The sequence below is a fragment of the Saccharophagus sp. K07 genome, from assembly GCF_014336955.1.
In the GTDB taxonomy this organism is placed as follows: Bacteria; Pseudomonadota; Gammaproteobacteria; order Pseudomonadales; family Cellvibrionaceae; genus UBA5868.
In genome coordinates, this window is the sequence record NZ_QRAI01000003.1 from 390951 (window position 1) to 409183 (window position 18233).

Annotated in this window: 18 protein-coding genes; 3 read left to right on the forward strand and 15 right to left on the reverse strand. The window is 47.0% G+C overall.

Going from position 1 to position 18233, the window contains the following annotated elements; genetic code table 11:
• Positions 1-57: 57 nt before the first annotated feature.
• The 14 genes from DWB84_RS11385 to DWB84_RS11450 all read right to left on the reverse strand — a co-directional run bounded on the left by DWB84_RS11385 (position 58) and on the right by DWB84_RS11450 (position 12210).
• The gene (locus DWB84_RS11385; RefSeq protein ID WP_187409912.1) at positions 58-1356 is read right to left on the reverse strand and encodes a hypothetical protein; all 1299 of its coding nucleotides are present in this window, start codon (positions 1354-1356) and stop codon (positions 58-60) included.
• Positions 1357-1395: 39 nt separating this feature from the next.
• Positions 1396-2415 carry a DUF2169 domain-containing protein gene (locus DWB84_RS11390; protein WP_187409913.1) on the reverse strand — a complete coding sequence of 340 codons (1020 nt, stop codon included), beginning with the start codon at positions 2413-2415 and terminating at the stop codon, positions 1396-1398.
• Between the two features lie 40 nt (positions 2416-2455).
• Positions 2456-3034 carry an imm11 family protein gene (locus tag DWB84_RS11395; RefSeq protein WP_187409914.1) on the reverse strand — a complete coding sequence of 193 codons (579 nt, stop codon included), beginning with the start codon at positions 3032-3034 and terminating at the stop codon, positions 2456-2458.
• Positions 3035-3078: 44 nt separating this feature from the next.
• Positions 3079-3657, reverse strand: coding sequence for an imm11 family protein (locus DWB84_RS11400; RefSeq protein WP_187409915.1), 579 nt, complete (start codon positions 3655-3657; stop codon positions 3079-3081).
• Positions 3658-3973: 316 nt separating this feature from the next.
• Complete coding sequence (locus DWB84_RS11405; protein ID WP_187409916.1) at positions 3974-4552, reverse strand: imm11 family protein; 579 nt, start codon at positions 4550-4552, stop codon at positions 3974-3976.
• Complete coding sequence (locus DWB84_RS11410) at positions 4549-5460, reverse strand: AHH domain-containing protein (RefSeq protein WP_187409917.1); 912 nt, start codon at positions 5458-5460, stop codon at positions 4549-4551. The genes DWB84_RS11405 and DWB84_RS11410 overlap by 4 nt, the downstream gene beginning before the upstream one ends.
• Before the next feature lie 11 nt (positions 5461-5471).
• Positions 5472-6557 carry a hypothetical protein gene (locus DWB84_RS11415; protein WP_187409918.1) on the reverse strand — a complete coding sequence of 362 codons (1086 nt, stop codon included), beginning with the start codon at positions 6555-6557 and terminating at the stop codon, positions 5472-5474.
• Between the two features lie 12 nt (positions 6558-6569).
• Complete coding sequence (locus DWB84_RS11420; RefSeq protein WP_187409919.1) at positions 6570-7379, reverse strand: Imm49 family immunity protein; 810 nt, start codon at positions 7377-7379, stop codon at positions 6570-6572.
• Positions 7380-7418: 39 nt separating this feature from the next.
• Positions 7419-7877, reverse strand: coding sequence for a DUF4150 domain-containing protein (locus tag DWB84_RS11425; RefSeq protein ID WP_187409920.1), 459 nt, complete (start codon positions 7875-7877; stop codon positions 7419-7421).
• A 63-nt stretch (positions 7878-7940) separates the two neighbouring features.
• Entirely contained in the window at positions 7941-8435 is a 495-nt protein-coding gene (locus DWB84_RS11430) for a DUF6484 domain-containing protein (RefSeq protein ID WP_187409921.1), read from the reverse strand.
• 1 nt (position 8436) lies between these two features.
• Positions 8437-10443, reverse strand: a complete 2007-nt coding sequence (locus DWB84_RS11435) for a type VI secretion system Vgr family protein (protein ID WP_187409922.1) — start codon at positions 10441-10443, stop codon at positions 8437-8439.
• Positions 10444-10619: 176 nt separating this feature from the next.
• Positions 10620-11102 (reverse strand): type VI secretion system tube protein Hcp, encoded by a 483-nt coding sequence (locus DWB84_RS11440; RefSeq protein ID WP_187409923.1) that lies wholly within the window; start codon positions 11100-11102, stop codon positions 10620-10622.
• Positions 11103-11452: 350 nt separating this feature from the next.
• Entirely contained in the window at positions 11453-12022 is a 570-nt protein-coding gene (locus tag DWB84_RS11445) for a rhomboid family intramembrane serine protease (RefSeq protein WP_187409924.1), read from the reverse strand.
• Positions 12023-12024: 2 nt separating this feature from the next.
• The gene (locus tag DWB84_RS11450; protein WP_187409925.1) at positions 12025-12210 is read right to left on the reverse strand and encodes a CPXCG motif-containing cysteine-rich protein; all 186 of its coding nucleotides are present in this window, start codon (positions 12208-12210) and stop codon (positions 12025-12027) included.
• 323 nt (positions 12211-12533) lie between these two features.
• Between DWB84_RS11450 and DWB84_RS11455 the strand changes: the two genes are divergently transcribed.
• A complete protein-coding gene (locus DWB84_RS11455) occupies positions 12534-13103 on the forward strand; it encodes a hypothetical protein (protein ID WP_187409926.1) in 570 nt (189 codons plus the stop codon).
• Between the two features lie 12 nt (positions 13104-13115).
• Here the strand turns inward: DWB84_RS11455 and DWB84_RS11460 are convergent, their stop codons facing one another.
• Entirely contained in the window at positions 13116-14312 is a 1197-nt protein-coding gene (locus tag DWB84_RS11460) for a glycosyltransferase (RefSeq protein WP_187409927.1), read from the reverse strand.
• 45 nt (positions 14313-14357) lie between these two features.
• Here DWB84_RS11460 and DWB84_RS11465 point away from each other — a divergent pair, with 45 nt between their 5' ends.
• A complete protein-coding gene (locus tag DWB84_RS11465; RefSeq protein ID WP_187409928.1) occupies positions 14358-15965 on the forward strand; it encodes an autotransporter domain-containing protein in 1608 nt (535 codons plus the stop codon).
• 72 nt (positions 15966-16037) lie between these two features.
• Positions 16038-18215: a DNA helicase II gene (gene uvrD / locus DWB84_RS11470; protein ID WP_187409929.1), complete on the forward strand. Its 2178-nt coding sequence runs from the start codon at positions 16038-16040 to the stop codon at positions 18213-18215.
• The last annotated feature ends 18 nt before the right edge of the window (positions 18216-18233 follow it).

Below are 18233 nucleotides of genomic sequence, written 5' to 3' on the forward strand. Positions count from 1 at the left end.
GTTTTATTAGATCATCACCGATGTAGCGCGCAACATTTGGAAACGCTGTGGAGCGGGTCAATGGTGTGACGCACCCGAGCTATTCAACCATTGATAAATCGCTTGCAGACTTTGCCGCTGGCGCGCCACTTGATCGTGAGGATCAAAATGGATGCCGAGTCCGTAGCGCAATACCAATTCGAGATAGACCCATTGGCGAATATGGTTAGGTGTTCGGTTATCAATCAGCTGTTGCACCATAACAGCGGGAGTCGCAGGTTCGCCCAAACGATAACGCTGACCAGCCTGAAAATGAGCGGCATTATTGGTAAGCCATTCCTGCCAACGAGCGGGATCCTGACTCAGTTTTTCAATTTCATCGCCGGCGAACATCGCTGGTAAACGCCCCTGCCGAAAATCCTCCAGTTCGTGCTCAAATAATTCGTCTTCTGTCACTTGTCCAGGATCCCGGACAGTTTCGAAAAGTGGCGCACCGGTTATCAGATGCAACGCCTGTGCAGCTGCAGCTCCGTATGTCTCATGAGGCAAATAGCGCAACAAAACTGGCACTGCTCCCGGATTACCCCACAACCCCAATGCGAATAAACAATCTGCATTGGCATTTCCTGTTTCCGCTACCACCAAAATCCGGCGAGCCTCGTCCAACTCTCCCGCGACAACCAGATGCAAAGGAAAAAACTGTGGTTCAGCGCGGCAGCGCGCTAATACACTGCGCTGGCCTAAACGCAGTGAGGCCAGTATTGCTGCACCGGCAATATAATGATCTGGATCGCCGATCAACTGTTGCAGACCAGGAAGAACCTCCATTGCATCAGGCAATAGGGGTAATGGAGCAAGCATTGCGGGAAGAAAATTGGCCTTAATTTGGCGTAATCCTCGCAGATACGCAGGCCCAACGGAAATTTGCAAGCGCGCCAAAATGGGAGCCAACACAGGAAAAAGCCCGATTTTTCCGCTTTCAAAGACTTTGCTGATGTGCAGACGCCACTTGGTTGGACATTCCCATAAAAATGCGTCACTAACCGCTCGGACTTTTTGCTCATCGTCAAAATCGAAATTCTGCCATAACGCAGCAAGACCCGAACTCGAGCGCAAGCGGCAAAATAGCAGCGCAATTATAAAGAGCAGGTCGAATTCCGCATCCGGCAGCATTTCCAGGCAAACGTTCAATGCCTCTTCACCACCCACCACCAGACCATCCAGATGCGCTTCAATAGCATATTCCAGGCGCTCCAGATCCTGCCAGCCAACTTCTTCATCCGTCAGCCAGGCAATGCGGGTCGCATACTGAAAAGCACCTTCTTCGAGATGCTCAACGTATAACTCGCGGTGAAATAATTTGTCATTCAGGGCCATACATTTTCCAGCTAAACATGCAGCCAGTCCGTTTAAACATCAGCCGTAGTGAATATTGAGAGTTTGTACATCCAACGGGCCAATATCCAGCACTAAGTAATTACGCCAGATCATTTGCACCTGCATTTTGGCAACATCAATAATGATTGTATCCAAACGCGTTGTTAAATATTCCGTTTGCCAATTGCGCAGACGAAACTCACAAACAGGTGTCGCCATATTGGGTAAATGAAAAGAAAGTTCGGTCGGCGTCATATTGCGAATACGCACCAACTCGTCACCACGCAGATATTCCGGCGCAATCAGGGATTGTGTTGCGGCGTTGAAAAAACGACGGTCAAAATCCACCGGCAATAACGGACTTCGCTGCTCTTCCCACGCACTATCGTATGTGCCAGCCAACCGAGCCCTCGGCTGCCAATGCGGCAGGGTAAAACCGCAGCCAACAGGCTCAGGTCTGTCCGCAATATGTTGAATCAGGTTTCGCGGATCTTCGATATTCGGCAGCCACAGGGGTATATCGGGATCCGTTATCCCGGTGACATAAAAGCCGCGCCCAACCGGATTGCGTGGCTCAAAACCATGTTGCTCTTTATTCTTCGGTCTTCGATCCCACCCGCCGAACGCGCGTTCGTAAATAAGAGGCATTCTTTCAAACGGTTGCGGATCGGACATCATCAGGCGTCCGTTGTGCGGCAACCATCTACGGTCCCCGATTACACCCAGCTGCCGGCGTAATGTGCCCACCTGGATATCAACCAGCAAATGGCGCACCGGTCCTGCGGATGCAACCGCGTCGCCAATCACAACCACATCCGTGGTTACCTTGGTAAACGCGGTCTCTGGCTCATAGCGATAACTTGAATTTTTGGGATCGCCATAATGAACCGGCGCAAAGTTGACCGGAATCTGCTTTTGTGCAAATTTCAACTCACCGTGCGGCAATATGTCGAACGTCGCTTTAATAACAGGCGTCACCAACGGACGAAAATTTTCGTCATTGGCAAATAAAAGCTGATATTCCAATGCGGTCCGATTATCAACTTTAGGGGCAGCCATTATCGTTCCACATATTTTTTAACTACCGTTAACTCTGCTGTTAATCCGCAACGTCAATAGGTTCCAGATTAAAATTAGTCAAATCTGGAATTTCTTTCTGCAATGCATCGACCAACGCTTGAGATGTGAAGTATCGGCTGGGATTTTCTGGCACACGAAAAAGCGGTGGCAGCCCCTCAATTTTTTTCTTATCCAACACAAATAGGTCAACTCTAATGACCTGACCATCCTCTCTTACGATTTTTGATTGGGATTGGTGCAGACAATCATAGTGGCCTAGAGGGTTAATATAAAAGTAATCTGTTGATGCAATTCGTCCCTTGTGATTTTCGATAGAAACTGGCAGATACTCACAAGTATCACCACACAGTTTCTCTATAATTGACTTCACCCTGCCGCTGCAAATCAGACTCAATTCATTATTGCTAATAAAATCAGATAAAAATATGCCTTTTTTTGCAGGGTCCATCTTGGCAACAACGCTATCTGGGTATTCCGATAGAGCGGGTTCACCGTCTTGAATCGATGCCGAAAGATAAAGAATTTCCTCCGGTGCCTGCTCGATAAAGCAGTAGTCAGGATCTTCGCGGCGATATACATTAATTCGATAGTACTGCATATTCGATCACAGACTTTACTCTGCGTTGCAAATAAGGCTCACGCTCATGCCACCTCTATCGGTTCCAGATTCAAATTCGTTAAATCTGGAATCTCCTTTTTTAATGCGTCAATCAGAACTTCGGATGCGAAATACTCACTATCTTTTTCTACCACTCGGAAAAGCGGTGGTACATCTTTCATCTTGGTAGTATCAAGGACAAATTTTTCCACGTCGATAACATCACCATCATCTGTTCGGTCAATTTCCGACAGAGATTGGTTAAGAACATCATGTAGCCCCAGGGGATTGATATAGAAATACTCAGAAGAGGCTATACGGCCCTTATGATTTTCGATGGAAACCGGCAAGTATTCGCATGAGTCACCGCATAGCTTCTCTATCACCAACTTAACTCTTTCACTACATATCAAACAAAGTTCAGAATTCGCGATAAAATCGGACAGCACAATCCCACCTTCATTTGGGTCCATTTTCGCAATTACATTTTCTGGATATTCTTCTGCAGCAGCTTCACCCGAAGCAATGTAGGAAGACAACAAATGTATTTCTTCCGGCGGACGATCGATAAAACAAAAACCTGGCTCTTGTCGGTCGTATACATCTATACGGTAGTAATCCACTCTAGTGTCGCCTCTATAAGTTCCAGATCACTGTCTCAGTTCACTCTGCCACTTCGCTAGGTTCTAGCACAAGATTAGTCAATTAGGTATCTCGTCAAGAATTTCCCCACCTCCAGATCTGTTGGCATAAAGAGCATTGGGATCTCCGTTTTCAGTGCTTCAATCAGAATTTCGGACGCGAAATATCTTTTATCGTTTCTTACCGCTCGGAAAAGGGGCGGTACATCTTTCATCTTGCCAACATCGAGGACAAATTTGTCCACATCAGTGACGCTCCAATATGGAGAGTCACCATAAAGCTAAGAACACAATGCTCTTATTCAGAAACCTCAATAGAATGTAATAAAAGATTCGTCAGATCTGGAATTGCCTTATCAAGCGCATCAATCAAAGGCTCACTGGCAAAATAACATCTTTTATCTTCTTTCACACGAAAAAGCGGAGGAACATCTTTTAGTAGTTTTTTATCCAAAACAAATTTATAAACTTTTATCACTTTTCCATCGTCGGTCTTCCTTATATCGGACAAAGATTGATGAAGACAGTCGTAGATACCCAATGGGTTAATATAAAAATAATCCGATGAAGCAATTCTTCCTCTGTGATTTTCAATGGAAAGAGGCAAATATTCGCAAGTCTCCCCGCACATTTTTTCGATCACGGATTTTGCTCTTCCACTGCAGATAAGGCTTAACTCTGAATTCCCTATAAAATCAGACAGCACTATGCCTCCAGAGGAATCCATTTTTGCAACTACATTTTCAGGGTATTCCGGTGCCGCTGGTTTGCCCCCAGTAATGTATGCAGATAATAAACCGATCTCTTTCGGTGACTGATCAATAAAACAGTAATCTGGATCTTCTCGTTGGTATACGTTAATCCTGTAGTAACTCATAGCTTGTTTCTCTTTCTAAAATTCTTCGCGTGACTGTCCAGCGACATGCCATCACTCCAGCTTAATGCTAAATTTAACAGATCAGCGGAAAGCTGTTCGAGTTTTGTCTTATCTAGTTCGAAATCGGCGGCTTCACATTTCTTTTCTTTTACTATCTCGGCATACTCCTTAATAATTTTTTTAAGATCATCTTTAACCATTGCATTGTACACCGGATGGTTAAAGGCGCTTGCGACGATCTCAGAATCATCTCCCACCTTAAACTGAATATGACGTGGCATATCCAGAATTTTTGCAACTTCTTTGTCCTGCGGCAAAAGCAACATATTGATTTTATGGTTTATGTTATATTTTGCCTTAAGCAAGCCTTTCTCCAAAAGTGGACCATGCTCTTCGTCTACTATCAATGAAGCAAACGTACCTTTGGGAATCAAATGATGTGCATTATTCCAGTAAGGCCAGGTTTCTTGGGTAAAGTTGTGTCCGATTTTTATAGTCTGCGTGTTGGTATTGTTGAGAGATGCTTTTGTAGTCAACGAATCTCGCTTTATTTCCCTTTTGGGTCCACCGACGTCCCAATCGCCAAGTTGAGGCACAGGGATTTTGGTCGAATACTTCTGGGGAAAAAAAATACCGCTCTCTTTCCATTCACCCAGTGTGGGAATTCCATTAACGTACTCAATGTGAAGTCCCATTAGCTTTTTATTGTAAGAATGTAGACGTTCCTTTATTTTGCTGTGACTTTTTGCTTGCTCAAGAGCTTGATATCGGTAGTTACAACTGCACTTGCCCCTGAAGTTGGCGTGCCTGGCCATGTGACCCGTTAAGCAGGCTCCCCCTTCGGTGCCCTTTTCCGGATGATGTCCTTTAGCGTTTTCCTCAAAGATATGTTTCTCCACCTTCGCCACAAGCTTCTCCTTTAAATACCAACCAGTACTACACCAATATCAGCCTGATCTGATACCGAGCAAATTAGAGAGAAATTGGCGCAGGCATAACGACGTCGAACACTTTCTGCTGTCAAACCAATAGCCACCAAACTGCTAGCCGCCCCCACATCGCCAATACTGGTTGCCGGTATGCGGTATTCGCAAGAATCCAGATCGATTTTTTTACTTCCCTTAAGTATTACAAGAGCCGCCGACCAGGTAACAGCACGCCATTCCTCGCCGTTGAGGTCCAAATAGATATCCCCTACAAATATTCTTTCACCAAGCGCCGATAGTGCCTCAAGTATCAACGCACCCAGTTCTCGCCCAATTTTGTATGCGCTCAAAGAACGCCAATTTTCGGGTTCACGATCCAATGTCAGGCTTTTATGTAAAGCCCCATATATCTTGAGGCGACTACCATTTGTGGAAGCTTTCAACAATACGGCTGCGGCCGCCTCGCCCGGAATAAGCCCAGTTGGCTGCTCCGGTGTTTTTAATCGATCCTGCTCAGCCAGATCCTGCAAGCACAGGGGCTCCAGCAATGAATCAACGCCTATACACAGAACGTAGGGGAGATCCTCAGCATTTATTGAACGCGCTATTGCGCGCAGCGCACGGGGCCCACCACTGCAACCCTCACATATCCAGCCATTCGAAGGCGTTACAAGAGGTATGCCAATACGGCGACTCAATGGTGCCAATAAAAACTGATTGAGCAACTCGGGCACTTGCTCGTCTGGCCAACGAAATAGACTCGTGTTGGGTAATGCCCAAATCACCATGAGAGGTGATGACTCAGCGATTAAACGCTCTTTTGATCCCGGTGGACTCAACAAGTCTTTTATGGCTTTTTCAGCCAAACGCAACCAGCGAGCTTGTTGCGTGTAACCCTTCGTTAGCAAACTTACAGGCGCCCCCGTTATTGGCGCTTCCCAATCATCATCAAAAACGCTGGTGTCTTCCAAAGCCTGAAATCGATTCAAGCCTGCTCTTACCGACGCAGCGCTGTGCGCAAGATCTAAACCCACGCTGGTGACCAAGCCTGTGTTAAAAACCTCCATTTGGGATGCCATCACGAACTCGGTCTATATACGCTGGAAGGAGCGGTGAGATGATTGGTAGCCTAACCAGCTACGAGGCGCCGGGTCTGGCAGTGCGCAATCCGCCATAGCCGTGCTCGGTGCCAATTTATATTCCCCGGAAATGGCTAAACCTTGTTGTTTCGCCAGTTTTAGCAAGGCTACAACTTCTGTTGACATGTTCACGAGAATCGAGGCTTCATCCCGAGTGCCTTTATACAAATCGCCACCATCCGCATAACGTTTAATGTGCTCATCTACCAGTATCTCCAAGGCATCGAAAAATGCGTCATTATCCTTATCGAGGAGCGCGACAAGCAAACTAAATCGCTGATCCGGATTTTCCACATGAAATGATTCAAATTCTTTTATTAATGAACTTACCTCGTCCGGTGTCTTTTTCAGCGCAAAGACATCCATCAGGATTCGCATATATAGGAAGTCTTCTTCATATTCTTTGCGGGGGTTTTGTTGCCGAGGCGCAAGCTGTGCCAAAGTGCTCATCGCCGTGATATCACCAAGGCAAATCGCATCAAAAAACACTGATATCTTGGATATCGCTATTTCAGAAGGTTTGGCATTTTGCAGGAATTCTGTGTATGCCTGGATACCGAGCTGTAACTGTCGATGGAGATGGGTTTCATCGTCTGTAAGTAACAGCTCGCCAACTCCAAGTTGCCGGTATAAACTCGCGATACGATCAAAATACAGTGCTTTGTATTCCCAGGAAGGCGCAGACCTTAATGCCTCCAATATATCTTCGAGCGTAATACTCGCATTTTTTACCGACAGTGGTAGATATTGGAAAGTCGACATTTTTATTGAACTCCTGCTCTAAATGTGAAGGTCAGTGAATTAAGCTTTTTCACCGCAGACCAAGCATTTCACGTCTTCAAGCACCGGAATGGATATGATCGGAATCTGGATAACAGGAAAAGGCGGTGTGTTTTTGTCGTTGTGCAACATCAAGTCAAACGCGCGCGGGACGTTTTTTCCTTCGAATTTTGTATCAAAGGAAAAATTGACAAATTCAGCCTTCCCTTTCGTTTTATTGGAAATAATGCCTTTTGCAACGCCCGGTTCATCGCCGGTGCTGGTACTGAAATTTGAATCTTTCACGCACACTGGTTTACCGTCACACTTTACTTTCTTAGTGCCTTTTGCGGTGTCCGATGACATTGCAACGTTGGGATAAGGTATAGGTACAGGGCCGCCAGGCGTTGGGGTTTTGCACACATCCGGAAAGCATGGAGTGATCCCATTGCTTCCTCCGTGGACAACGGATAATTGATTAACGCCAACCGTTACACCCATAACAATCTCTCCAAATACACGCTCATCTTTATAAACGACTGACAGTTATTGGTGTGCTGCACGTCAGTTTATGCTAACGCTGCTGCCTTTGATTTTGTTAGACATGGATGAGCGACTGATCAGGTTTTCACCTTTGATAACGACTTTACCATCGCGGCGTAGAAGTATTGAGCTTTTGCCGCATTTCAAAAGTATTTCATCCTTAGCCGTAAAAACCATTTTCTTCCCATCGATATAAACATCGCGGCCTTTTTCGGCCGCAATGTTTTGGGGAACCTTGTCCATTGGAAATGGCGTGCTATTGATAAGCCCGATAATGATGGGCTTACTTGGCTGATTGTTCTCAAACATCAGCAACACAGGAACGGGTAAAGGCACACCTACAACAGCGCGGTGATCCGGCAATGTTGATCTCGCAACGCATGGGCCATCTGCCAACCCCGGATAATCCACCAAAGCCTGGCCAGATGAATCAAAGGCTACGATCTGACCAACCACGGGCCCACTGGAGACCTGTTGTTGATCTGTCGGCTGTTTAAACGAGGTGATCACTGACATATCAGTTCTCCTTGATATTGCTGCCTTTGATAATAACGTCGCCAGAACCTTTGACATTGATCTTCTTGCCCTGGACCGTAATGTCGCCATTCTTTTTCATAAGAATGCTTGCAGATCCCACCTTTATACTGATTTCGTCTTGCGCCGTTATCTGTATCTTCTGTGCTTTGAGCGTATAGTTTTTGGTGACCGATTCTGTATGGTTAGCTTTAATGTTTTCGGTTAGATCTTTTCCAATAGTCGATTTTTTGTTTCCGTCAACCGACTCGGTGTAATTGACCTGCACGCTTTCCATCAGATTCTTTCCGATGGTAATCGTCATATTGTCTCCGATGGTTTCCGAGTGGTCCTTGCCCACGGATATCCTCTTATTGTTGCCGATCGTTTCATCTTGGTTGTTACCTACTCTCTTTTTACGATCGTGCTCAATATTGGACGTTTCATCGTTTTTAACGATTTTTGTACGGTCGTGCTCCACCGTAAGGCTTTGATCATTCTCCACGTGCGTATCGAAGTCTTTTTCGGCGTGGAGATAAATTTGTTCACTGCCTTTTTTATCCTCAAAGCGGAACTCGTTGAAATTTTGCGCGTTTCCACCTTTGGTCGAACGGCTTTTGATACCGCTCTGAGTTTTGGAAGTGTAAACGGGTTTATTCCAGGCATTGTAAACAGAGCCCGTCACCAAGGGTCGGTCCGGATCGCCATCCAGGAAATTGACAATGACTTCATGACCAATGCGCGGGATAAATGAAGAGCCCCATTGATTACCCGCCCAGCTCTGCACTACGCGAATAAAACAAGTGCTATTTTCATCATTTTTGCCATCACGGTCCCAGTAAAACTGGACTTTGATACGGCAGTGTTCGTCGATATAGATTTCTTCGCCTGCAGGCCCTACGACTATTGCTGATTGGGGGCCTCGCATCACGGGTTTTTGGTGGATCAATTGCGGCCGAAATTGAATATTTGCCGGAATACAAACAAACTCGTTGTGATATTCCGGCTGCCCTTCCTGACCAGAAAAGAAACTCGCATCGCTGACAAAATGGCGCACTGTTACCAAAACATAATTATCGCGTTCTGCCGCCGTATCGTGTTTAGCGAGTTTAAATTTGCCGCCGGCATAAAAGGTCGAACAATCGCTTGCGCCTTCCACCACGTTGCGGAAGGTTTCCTCTGCCTCCAGGCGGATTTTCACCAGATCATTTCCGGATGGAAAATCGTAAAGGCTCGCGTACTCGTAATGCTCGAATTTGCCGTTGTTAGCGAAAGTGCTGTTGGTTTTGATGGTGGACTTCAGATCCTTTTTGGGCTCTTTGAAGTTGTAATCATTGAGCGTCCACTGTCCCTTTCGGAATTTATGTGAATGCTCCCAGCGGTGAATCTGAGTATTGGGCATATTGCCCTTTGAATATTCGAGATTGGTTTCCGCCACTTCTTCGTAAGCGTTGAGCTGGTCAACCAGAATCAACTTATGCTTGCCCTGCGAGTGCTGGAAGTAGTAGGCAATACCCTCTTCTTCGAGAAGGCGCGAGACAAAATTAAAGTCTGTTTCGTGGTATTGCACGCAATATTCGCGCGTTTTTCCACCGGCCGCTTTGAATTCAAAGTCGCTAAAACCAAGACTGGAAAAAACTTCGCTGACAATTTGCTTGGTATTTTTTTCCTGGAAAATACGGCAGTTTTGCGTTTTGGTGAGAAACCACAGCCAAGGGACCATCGTCATGCGATAACGACGATAATTATGTGGTCCGATTTCACCAAACGTGAATGAGGAGATATAACCGTTAAAGCAACGCTTGTGATCGTTTTGAATGGTAACGGTCGCAGACTTGCCAACAATTTTATCTGGCGGAATCTGGTGGTTATCCGAATAGAGCTCCAGCTCGAATTCAAACAATCCGGAAATATACTCGATGCCACTTAGTGACGTGATTACAAAAGTATCTTTACCGAGAGAGAAATCCGTGATGGATATCAGACGATGTTCTTGAGTGATTTGCGGCATACAACAATAACCCTGTCTGAGATCTGAGCGCGAAGAGACTTACCCAGGACGTCCTTGCGAGTTCATTTAGAACAGCGGGTGAACATTCTCCCAGCCTCTAGCCGGAAGAAAAATAGCCCGCACGCGTATCGCGGACAGGCTATTTTCGTACTACTGAGATTTACCAACTACAGAAATTACAGCGGCTTAGCAGTTGTCAAATCGTAACCAACGCGTTGCGGGCTCTTACCAGCATTCGCTTTATCGTAGTCGTGATAGTTGACCAGAATTTTGGAGTAGCTCAAAGTGATGCTTTCGATAGGGTCGGACTCACCACTAGCAGAGATTGAATAACCGCTCACCAAACAATCGTGCAGTTCGTAGTCCATGAATTGAACAACTTTGTCTGCACCGGTTTGAACGAGTTTGATTTTTACCAATTTACCAGCAGAACCAGTTACGGATTCTTTGAACAGCGGAGAGGAGGAAATGTCCGCATTTTTGGTGAAAGTGATTTCGCTCAGGCTAGGACGGGTAGCTTCACGGTTGGCCATATGACCTGCCTCCATGGTAATACCACGACCTACACCAAACTGGATGGAGTGAGCAGAAATGTGGTTAGCAAAACCTTCTGCGGTCACGTTTCCAGGAATTCCTTCGTATTCGATATAAATGGCCATTTGATGTTCTCCTTAAAAATCGATTGTGTTGTAACTGCGCTGGGCGGACGAGATAGGAGTTGCAACACAATCTGCTAATACATGCAGAAAATTAATTTTGTGTCCCTATCCGTGATTGAGCCACATGGCTCCGTTTAGCCAGCGGCGTTAACGATAAGCGAATCGAAAGCCCGATTGCAACCCGCTTGAGAATGTTTTTACGAAAAAAAATTTCCAATAGTTTCAATTAGTTAATGTAAAAAAACCCGGCATTTGGAGGCAAAGAATAATGTTGATTTCGACGCCATCCCCCATGCAAAACAGCGGCCAGATTTTGTTGCTTCTCTAAAAAAATGGTTCCGCTCGTCGGGTCAGCGCCACCTCAGCCGTTTGTAGCGCCTGCCAAAGGTTGCCGCAGCAATGACTCCAGCCAGTGCACCAAAGGCATGCCCCTCAAAGGAAACCCTAGGATCCGTAGGGAGGACTCCAAAGATCATCCCGCCATAGAGCAGGATCACCACAAGCGAGATCAGAAAATTCACCACACTGCGTTCAAACAACGCCAATGTGATCGTCAGGCTCCACAGGCCGAAGATCCAGCCACTGGCGCCTATGTGGATCGCCGGGCGAGCAAATGCCCACACACATAACCCGCCTAGAATAATGATTAACAAGCTCGCTTGCCAGAAAAAACGTTTGCCCCTGATCAGACACAAGCAGCTGAAAACAAAAAATCCCACCGCGTTATTCGCCAGATGCAACCAACTCCCGTGGATAAATGGCGCCGTAAAAATCATCGGTAAACTGGTGAGATCGCGGGGATGGATGCCAAAAACATGCAACCGTCCCCCAGTAGATTCATTGCCCAGCTGAACCAAAAACATGATCAGAAGTATTTGGAAAACCAGGGTGAATCCATAGCGGGTGAAAAATTTTTTCATCCTCAGGTTTCATCTTCCCGGCGCAGAGAAACTGCGGCACCGTCATCAATTACGGTCACAGTTACAACAATAGGGCGACAACATACCGAGCAATCTTCGGTGTATTCCTGTTCCAATTCCGAACAATCCACCACCAAGTCAATTTTTTCACCGCAATAAGGACAAAAATCTGACACGACTTCTAGCATTATCAACCCTCGTGAATGCATTCGTTTTTATAAAACCCTATAAAATTCGCTAACGCGACCGTTTTTCCGAATGGCTGTGTTTTTCTACGCAGATTTTCGTCCGTGCTGAAAACCAAAAAATAATTATGGGCGATTTTTTAAAAATTTCCGGTTCGTTGTGGTTTTGCTGATTTACTACCGTTAAATCTCGTTCGAGCAATTACGCATTTCATTATAAGGAAACACCATAAGGCTTATCCGAAGCCGCTGCTACTCTTTAAATAAGGATCGCGAGTTGTTTGCGGTCGGTACCAACCAAAAGCCAGCATATAAGGAAGTCCAATATGCGACGAGCGCTTGTCCGGGCATTTATTACCGTTGCCGCATGCGGTGTTTACCTGTTATCAGCCGTAAACCCCCGTTTATCGGAACACGTCCCCACTTCCTCAGAATCTACCGCTTCAACCCAAACCACACGACCTCACTATCGATCACCCGGTAAACCGGGCGCGGAGATACACTTGGTATCTGCCGCTATTCACAGAATCCCATTAGGTGCCATAGAAACGTTGCAATTGGAACTCGCCAGCCAATTACCAAAAGGCTCGTTACAAATAAATGTCGAACCTAGTGAAGGTTTGACGTTGATCGATGCAAAAAACGAGTGGCACTTCACTATCGACAACTCACAAAATCTCTCCCTGCCCATCCACGTCCGAGCAGATCAAGAAGGCCAACACTACGTCCACCTGTTCGTGCAACACAACGCTGAAGATGGCGCCTACGCCGCGCGAGCTTTGGCCAGTGAAATCCGTGTTGGAGATATGGATTTTGAGCCTGTGTATGCCAAGAGCTTCAAAGGCGACAAAGCCAGCGAAGTGCGTTCGCTTCCGGCGCAGGAAACTATTTTTTAAATTCCATTTCAGTTAATTGATTAATTCAAAACAAGCTTTTACTACTTCTTCGTGGCAAGCTGCATACGGTTTTGAATAATTCGCCAATAAGCGAACAATAGACTGTCGATGAAATTCAAGATTTTCTAGCATTTGATTAATTGCAATCTCTAAATCCTGTTCACTAGTAGGTCGCTCCATGAGGTGACCAACTCCCAAAGATTGAATCCTCATACCTGTCAATAATTGTTCTCCCTGAATTGGCAATACCAAAACAGGCACGCCAGCAACTAGACTTTCTAATGCTGAACCTGCACCACCATGACTAACAAATAGATCTGCTCGCGACAGCATTTCAGGCAAATTCACTACTTCCGTGGTAAATTCGAAGCGGGAGCTAGCAAAATTCCGCAGCTGGGCAACGGGTCCCATTGGACTCACCACAAAAATATGAGCCCTACAATTTGCAAGAGCCTGCAATAACCATGGCAAATACGGGTAAGAGGGTTTTAGATATACAACAATACGCGGTCTGCCATTACTCCTGAATTTGATTTGTGGATATGTCACTCTACCCGGCGCGATGCAGTAGCGAGCATTGAGTCGATTCGGATATAAATCCAGCTCTCGAAAATTCGTAATCAACACTCGGTCACAGCTAAATATCTCGGTAAAGCAGGACAAGGGTGAGTAGCCATGTTGTTCTAACATTTGGTTTACAACACCTAATACCCGGCTTTCCTGCCGAAGAATCAGGCCATCTGCAAGAGGATTGAAACGCCAATCTGCGGTCGGCAGTCCAGGAATTGGTTCAGCAAATCCAGTCCCGACAAGAATCTTCGGTATCCTTAACTCTCGCAGGGCCAACATTGCTGTTGGTGAATAATCAAAAATAATCAAGTCCGCTCGAACCAATGTCGCGAGAGACTGCCACGCTTGTACCAAACAGGCCAAAGGCTCAGGTTCAAGGTATCCCATTAAGAGCAGGGCGTCAGGTAAACATGCGACTGGACGCTGCATGGTGATTCGCGGCAACCACACTGGCGCCTGAAGAAGCTGTACACGCGTACCAGCAAAAAAGTGATAAGCTCTCGATAAATCTTTCAGAGCAACTACCACACGATAGCCCGCAGCTTCCAACGCTTTGGCTATTGCAGACAACCTAGATATATGTCCCAATTCCGCCCCGATTTCCCAAGTACATAAAACAGTCTTGTGACACGAAGTCATATCCAATTCTCAATTCAGTGATTTCTCGAACAAAGGAGCGTTTTGATGAAAGATGTTTATCGTTCATTTCCCCTATTAATCCTTGGAGCTGCGGCACAACAGGCAAATGCGGATGCTATCGCCAATCCGGACAACTTTACTGTGACGCAGGGAAACCAGGATATTGCCCTGGATGTGTTGCAAAATGATACCCCGAGCACCGTTCACGGACGCGCCGCGATTTATGCTTTCAGTGCAGCATCTACCGTCGGCGCCGTTCGTTTGGTGGATCAAATGTTTTATTACACCCCACCATCCGATTTCATCGGCACAGATTCATTTACTTACTATTTATATGATGATGCAGGATATATAGGTTCTCTCGGTACTGTAACAATCAATGTTGTATCAGATGATTTGGAACCCGAAATTCCGCGTAATTTTTCGTCTGTTGCGGTCGGAAAAACGAATAAAGCTATCGCGCGAATAATGGATGATTTGTGCACTCCATCTCAACAAAATGATGGGGAACCGACCAACAATCCCGATACAACGTTCAATACGACAACTCTCGCCATTTCCCGTGAATCTCTCACAAATACTTGTGGTGCTTTGTTCGAAGCCACAACAGAAACCGCTCAATTTAATTCTTTGCTGCGCGAAATTGCCCCTGATGAAACGCTAATCCAGCGCGATTTATTAACAGAAAACTCTCGTAACAAAACATCGCGGCTGTATCGCAGCATTGCGCAGATGCGCAATGGCAGCAATATCAGCGTCGGCATTAATGGCTCCATTCTGCCGCTTGGAGGTGCAGCGGGTGATAGCCTGGGGTCTCCATGGACGCTGTTATCGACAATCCAAATAGAAAACTTCGACCACGACATAACCGAAAACGAATCTGGCTACAACTACGACGCCTTCGGGTTGATGCTTGGTTTGGGATATCGCCTGAGCGGTAACGTAAATATTGGCGCAGCTCTTGACTGGACATCTTATGACGTAAGCTACGATGGCAACGCAGGCAAACTCGACTCCGATATCTACAGCTTGACCAGCTTTTTGAGCTGGTACAAAGGTGCCTGGAGTGTAGATATACAGGCCGGCTATACACAGGGCAGCACCCAGGCACAACGGCGTTTCACTCTGCTGGAAATTTCTGCGGCAGATAGCGATTACAACAGCAGGCAACTAGATGTCAGTACTCAAGTCGACTGGTCCTTGCAGCTGGGTGCCTGGGCACTGCGACCATTCCTGCGACTGGATTACCTTAACACCACTATTGACGCATTCAATGAAACTGGCTCTGCGAGCTGGCTAGTCGCAGCAGAAAAGCAGCGCCATGAACAACTCAATACCAATGCTGGCCTGAATACCTCTTACACGCTCAGTTATTCCTGGGGAGTGATGGTTCCTAGTATCAGACTTAGCTTGGTCAGCCAATCCAACTTAAGCAACAGTCCTATCGCTTTCCAGTTGATCGGTGTCGAATCCAGCTCCGGTCACTTCGAACTGCGCGCTGATTCGCCTGATAGTCTGTTCTATCAATGGGACATATCCACCGCTTTCGCTTTGGCGAACGGCCTGTCTACCTTTCTCAATGGACAGGTGCTGAGCGGCTATAACGGCATCAGCGCATACCAGATCAGCGGCGGGATTAACTGGGAGTTTTAATTCGCAGGAGCCTCCCTGTACAAATAATCAGTTATCATCCCCGTTTTTGCGTTGCGATGATCGGCCTTACCCATGAAAGATGACGTCTCCCACCTGCTCGACTCCTTGAATGATGCCCAGCGCCAGGCGGTATGCGCGCCGCCGGGCAATCAGTTGATTTTGGCGGGGGCCGGTAGTGGCAAGACGCGGGTTCTGGTGCACCGTATCGCTTGGTTGATTCAGGTTGAGGGGGTATCACCGCACCAGATCATGGCAGTGACCTTTACCAACAAGGCCGCCAAGGAGATGCGCGAGCGCCTGCATAACCTGCTGGCCGACCATCCCGCACTGGCCGGGGCCTACCGCAGTTTATGGGTAGGCACCTTCCACGGCATAGCGCACCGCTTGTTGAAGGCCCATTGGCAACAGGCGAAGTTGCCACAGAATTTCCAGATTCTCGATTCCGACGATCAGCTTCGCATGATCAAGCGCGCCTATCAGGCGCTGCAGTTGGACGAAAATCGCTGGCCGCCGCGCCAAGCTCAGTGGTTTATCAACGGCCAAAAGGATGAAGGCATTCGTCCGAAACATATCGCCGACAGTCACGACCCTTTCATGAAAACCATGAAGAGCGTCTACGCCCTGTACGAAGATTTATGTGCGCAGGCAGGAGTTGTGGATTTTGCGGAATTATTATTGCGCTCTCACGAACTCTGGCTGACCCATCCGGATTTGCTGCAGCATTATCAGCACCGTTTTCCTTTTATTCTGGTCGATGAGTTTCAGGACACCAACGCCGTGCAGTACGCATGGCTGCGCGTGCTCGCGGGCAGCTACAGTTTTGTCTCTGCTGTGGGCGATGACGATCAGTCGATCTACGGTTGGCGCGGTGCGCGCATTGAAAATATTCAGTCTTTTTCCAAAGATTTTCTCAATGTCGGCACCACTCGCCTGGAACAAAATTATCGTTCTACCAGCACTATTCTCGATGCCGCCAATGCGGTGATCGCCAATAACAGCGGCCGTTTAGGCAAGGAATTATGGACCTCTGGAGAAAAAGGCGAGCCGATTGATCTGTACTGCGCGTTCAACGAGCAAGATGAAGCGCGCTACGTGGTGGAAAATATTGAGAGCTGGTTAGCAAAAGGCTGTAAACGCCAGGATATCGCCATTTTGTATCGCTCCAACGCCCAGTCGCGAGTATTGGAAGAAGCGCTGATTCGCGAAGGAATTCCCTACCGCGTTTACGGTGGCCAACGATTCTACGATCGGTTGGAAATTAAAAACGCCCTCGCCTATTTGCGTTTGTTGGTAAATCGTAATGATGACACCGCTTTTGAGCGCGTTATCAATACTCCGACACGCGGCATTGGCAATAAAACCGTCGATACCATTCGCACAACGGCGCGCGATCAAGGATGCAGCCTGCATCGCGCCGCTCAACTTTTAATTCTCAACCAGGTGCTGACCGCGCGCGCAGCAAATGCATTGCAGAGTTTTCTCAGCTTATTGGATGCATTGGAAGAGCGCATTGCAGGTTCTCCACTGGCTGAACAAGTCGACACCGTTATTCGCGACAGCGGTCTGCTCGAATTTCATAAAAATGAAAAAGGCGAACGCGGTGAAGCGCGCGTGGAAAACTTGCAGGAACTGGTCAACGCGTGCCGCAGTTTTGAAAGCGACAATGAGCAGGAAGCACTGGCGAATTTCCTCGACAATGCCGCACTGGATGCAGGTGAAGCACAGGCAGAGGAATACCAAGATGCCGTGCAAATGATGACCCTGCACAGCGCCAAAGGCCTGGAATTTCCGGTGGTATTTCTGGTGGGCATGGAAGAAAATCTATTTCCCCACCGCATGTCGTCCGACACTAATGAAGGCCTCGAAGAAGAACGCCGCCTGTGTTACGTCGGCATCACCAGAGCAATGGCCAAATTAATTATTACCTACGCTGAAAGCCGGCGTCTTTACGGTAGTGAAACCTTTAACGCCATTTCCCGCTTTGTGCGGGAGATTCCGTCTCATCTTGTTCAAGAGGTGCGACTGAAATCGACTGTGATACGGCCAACATCATTTCACTCCATGCCCTCGGCAAAAAATGACATGGATATGCCCTTTAGACTCGGCCAGGAAGTTCGCCATCCAGTTTTTGGTGAAGGCACAATTTTGCAATTCGAAGGCCAAGGCCCCTCCTGCCGCGTACAGGTGAAATTCGGAACAGAAGGAACAAAGTGGCTGGTGGTGCAGTATGCGAAGTTGGAGCCGGTTTAATAGCCGGATTCAGCGATA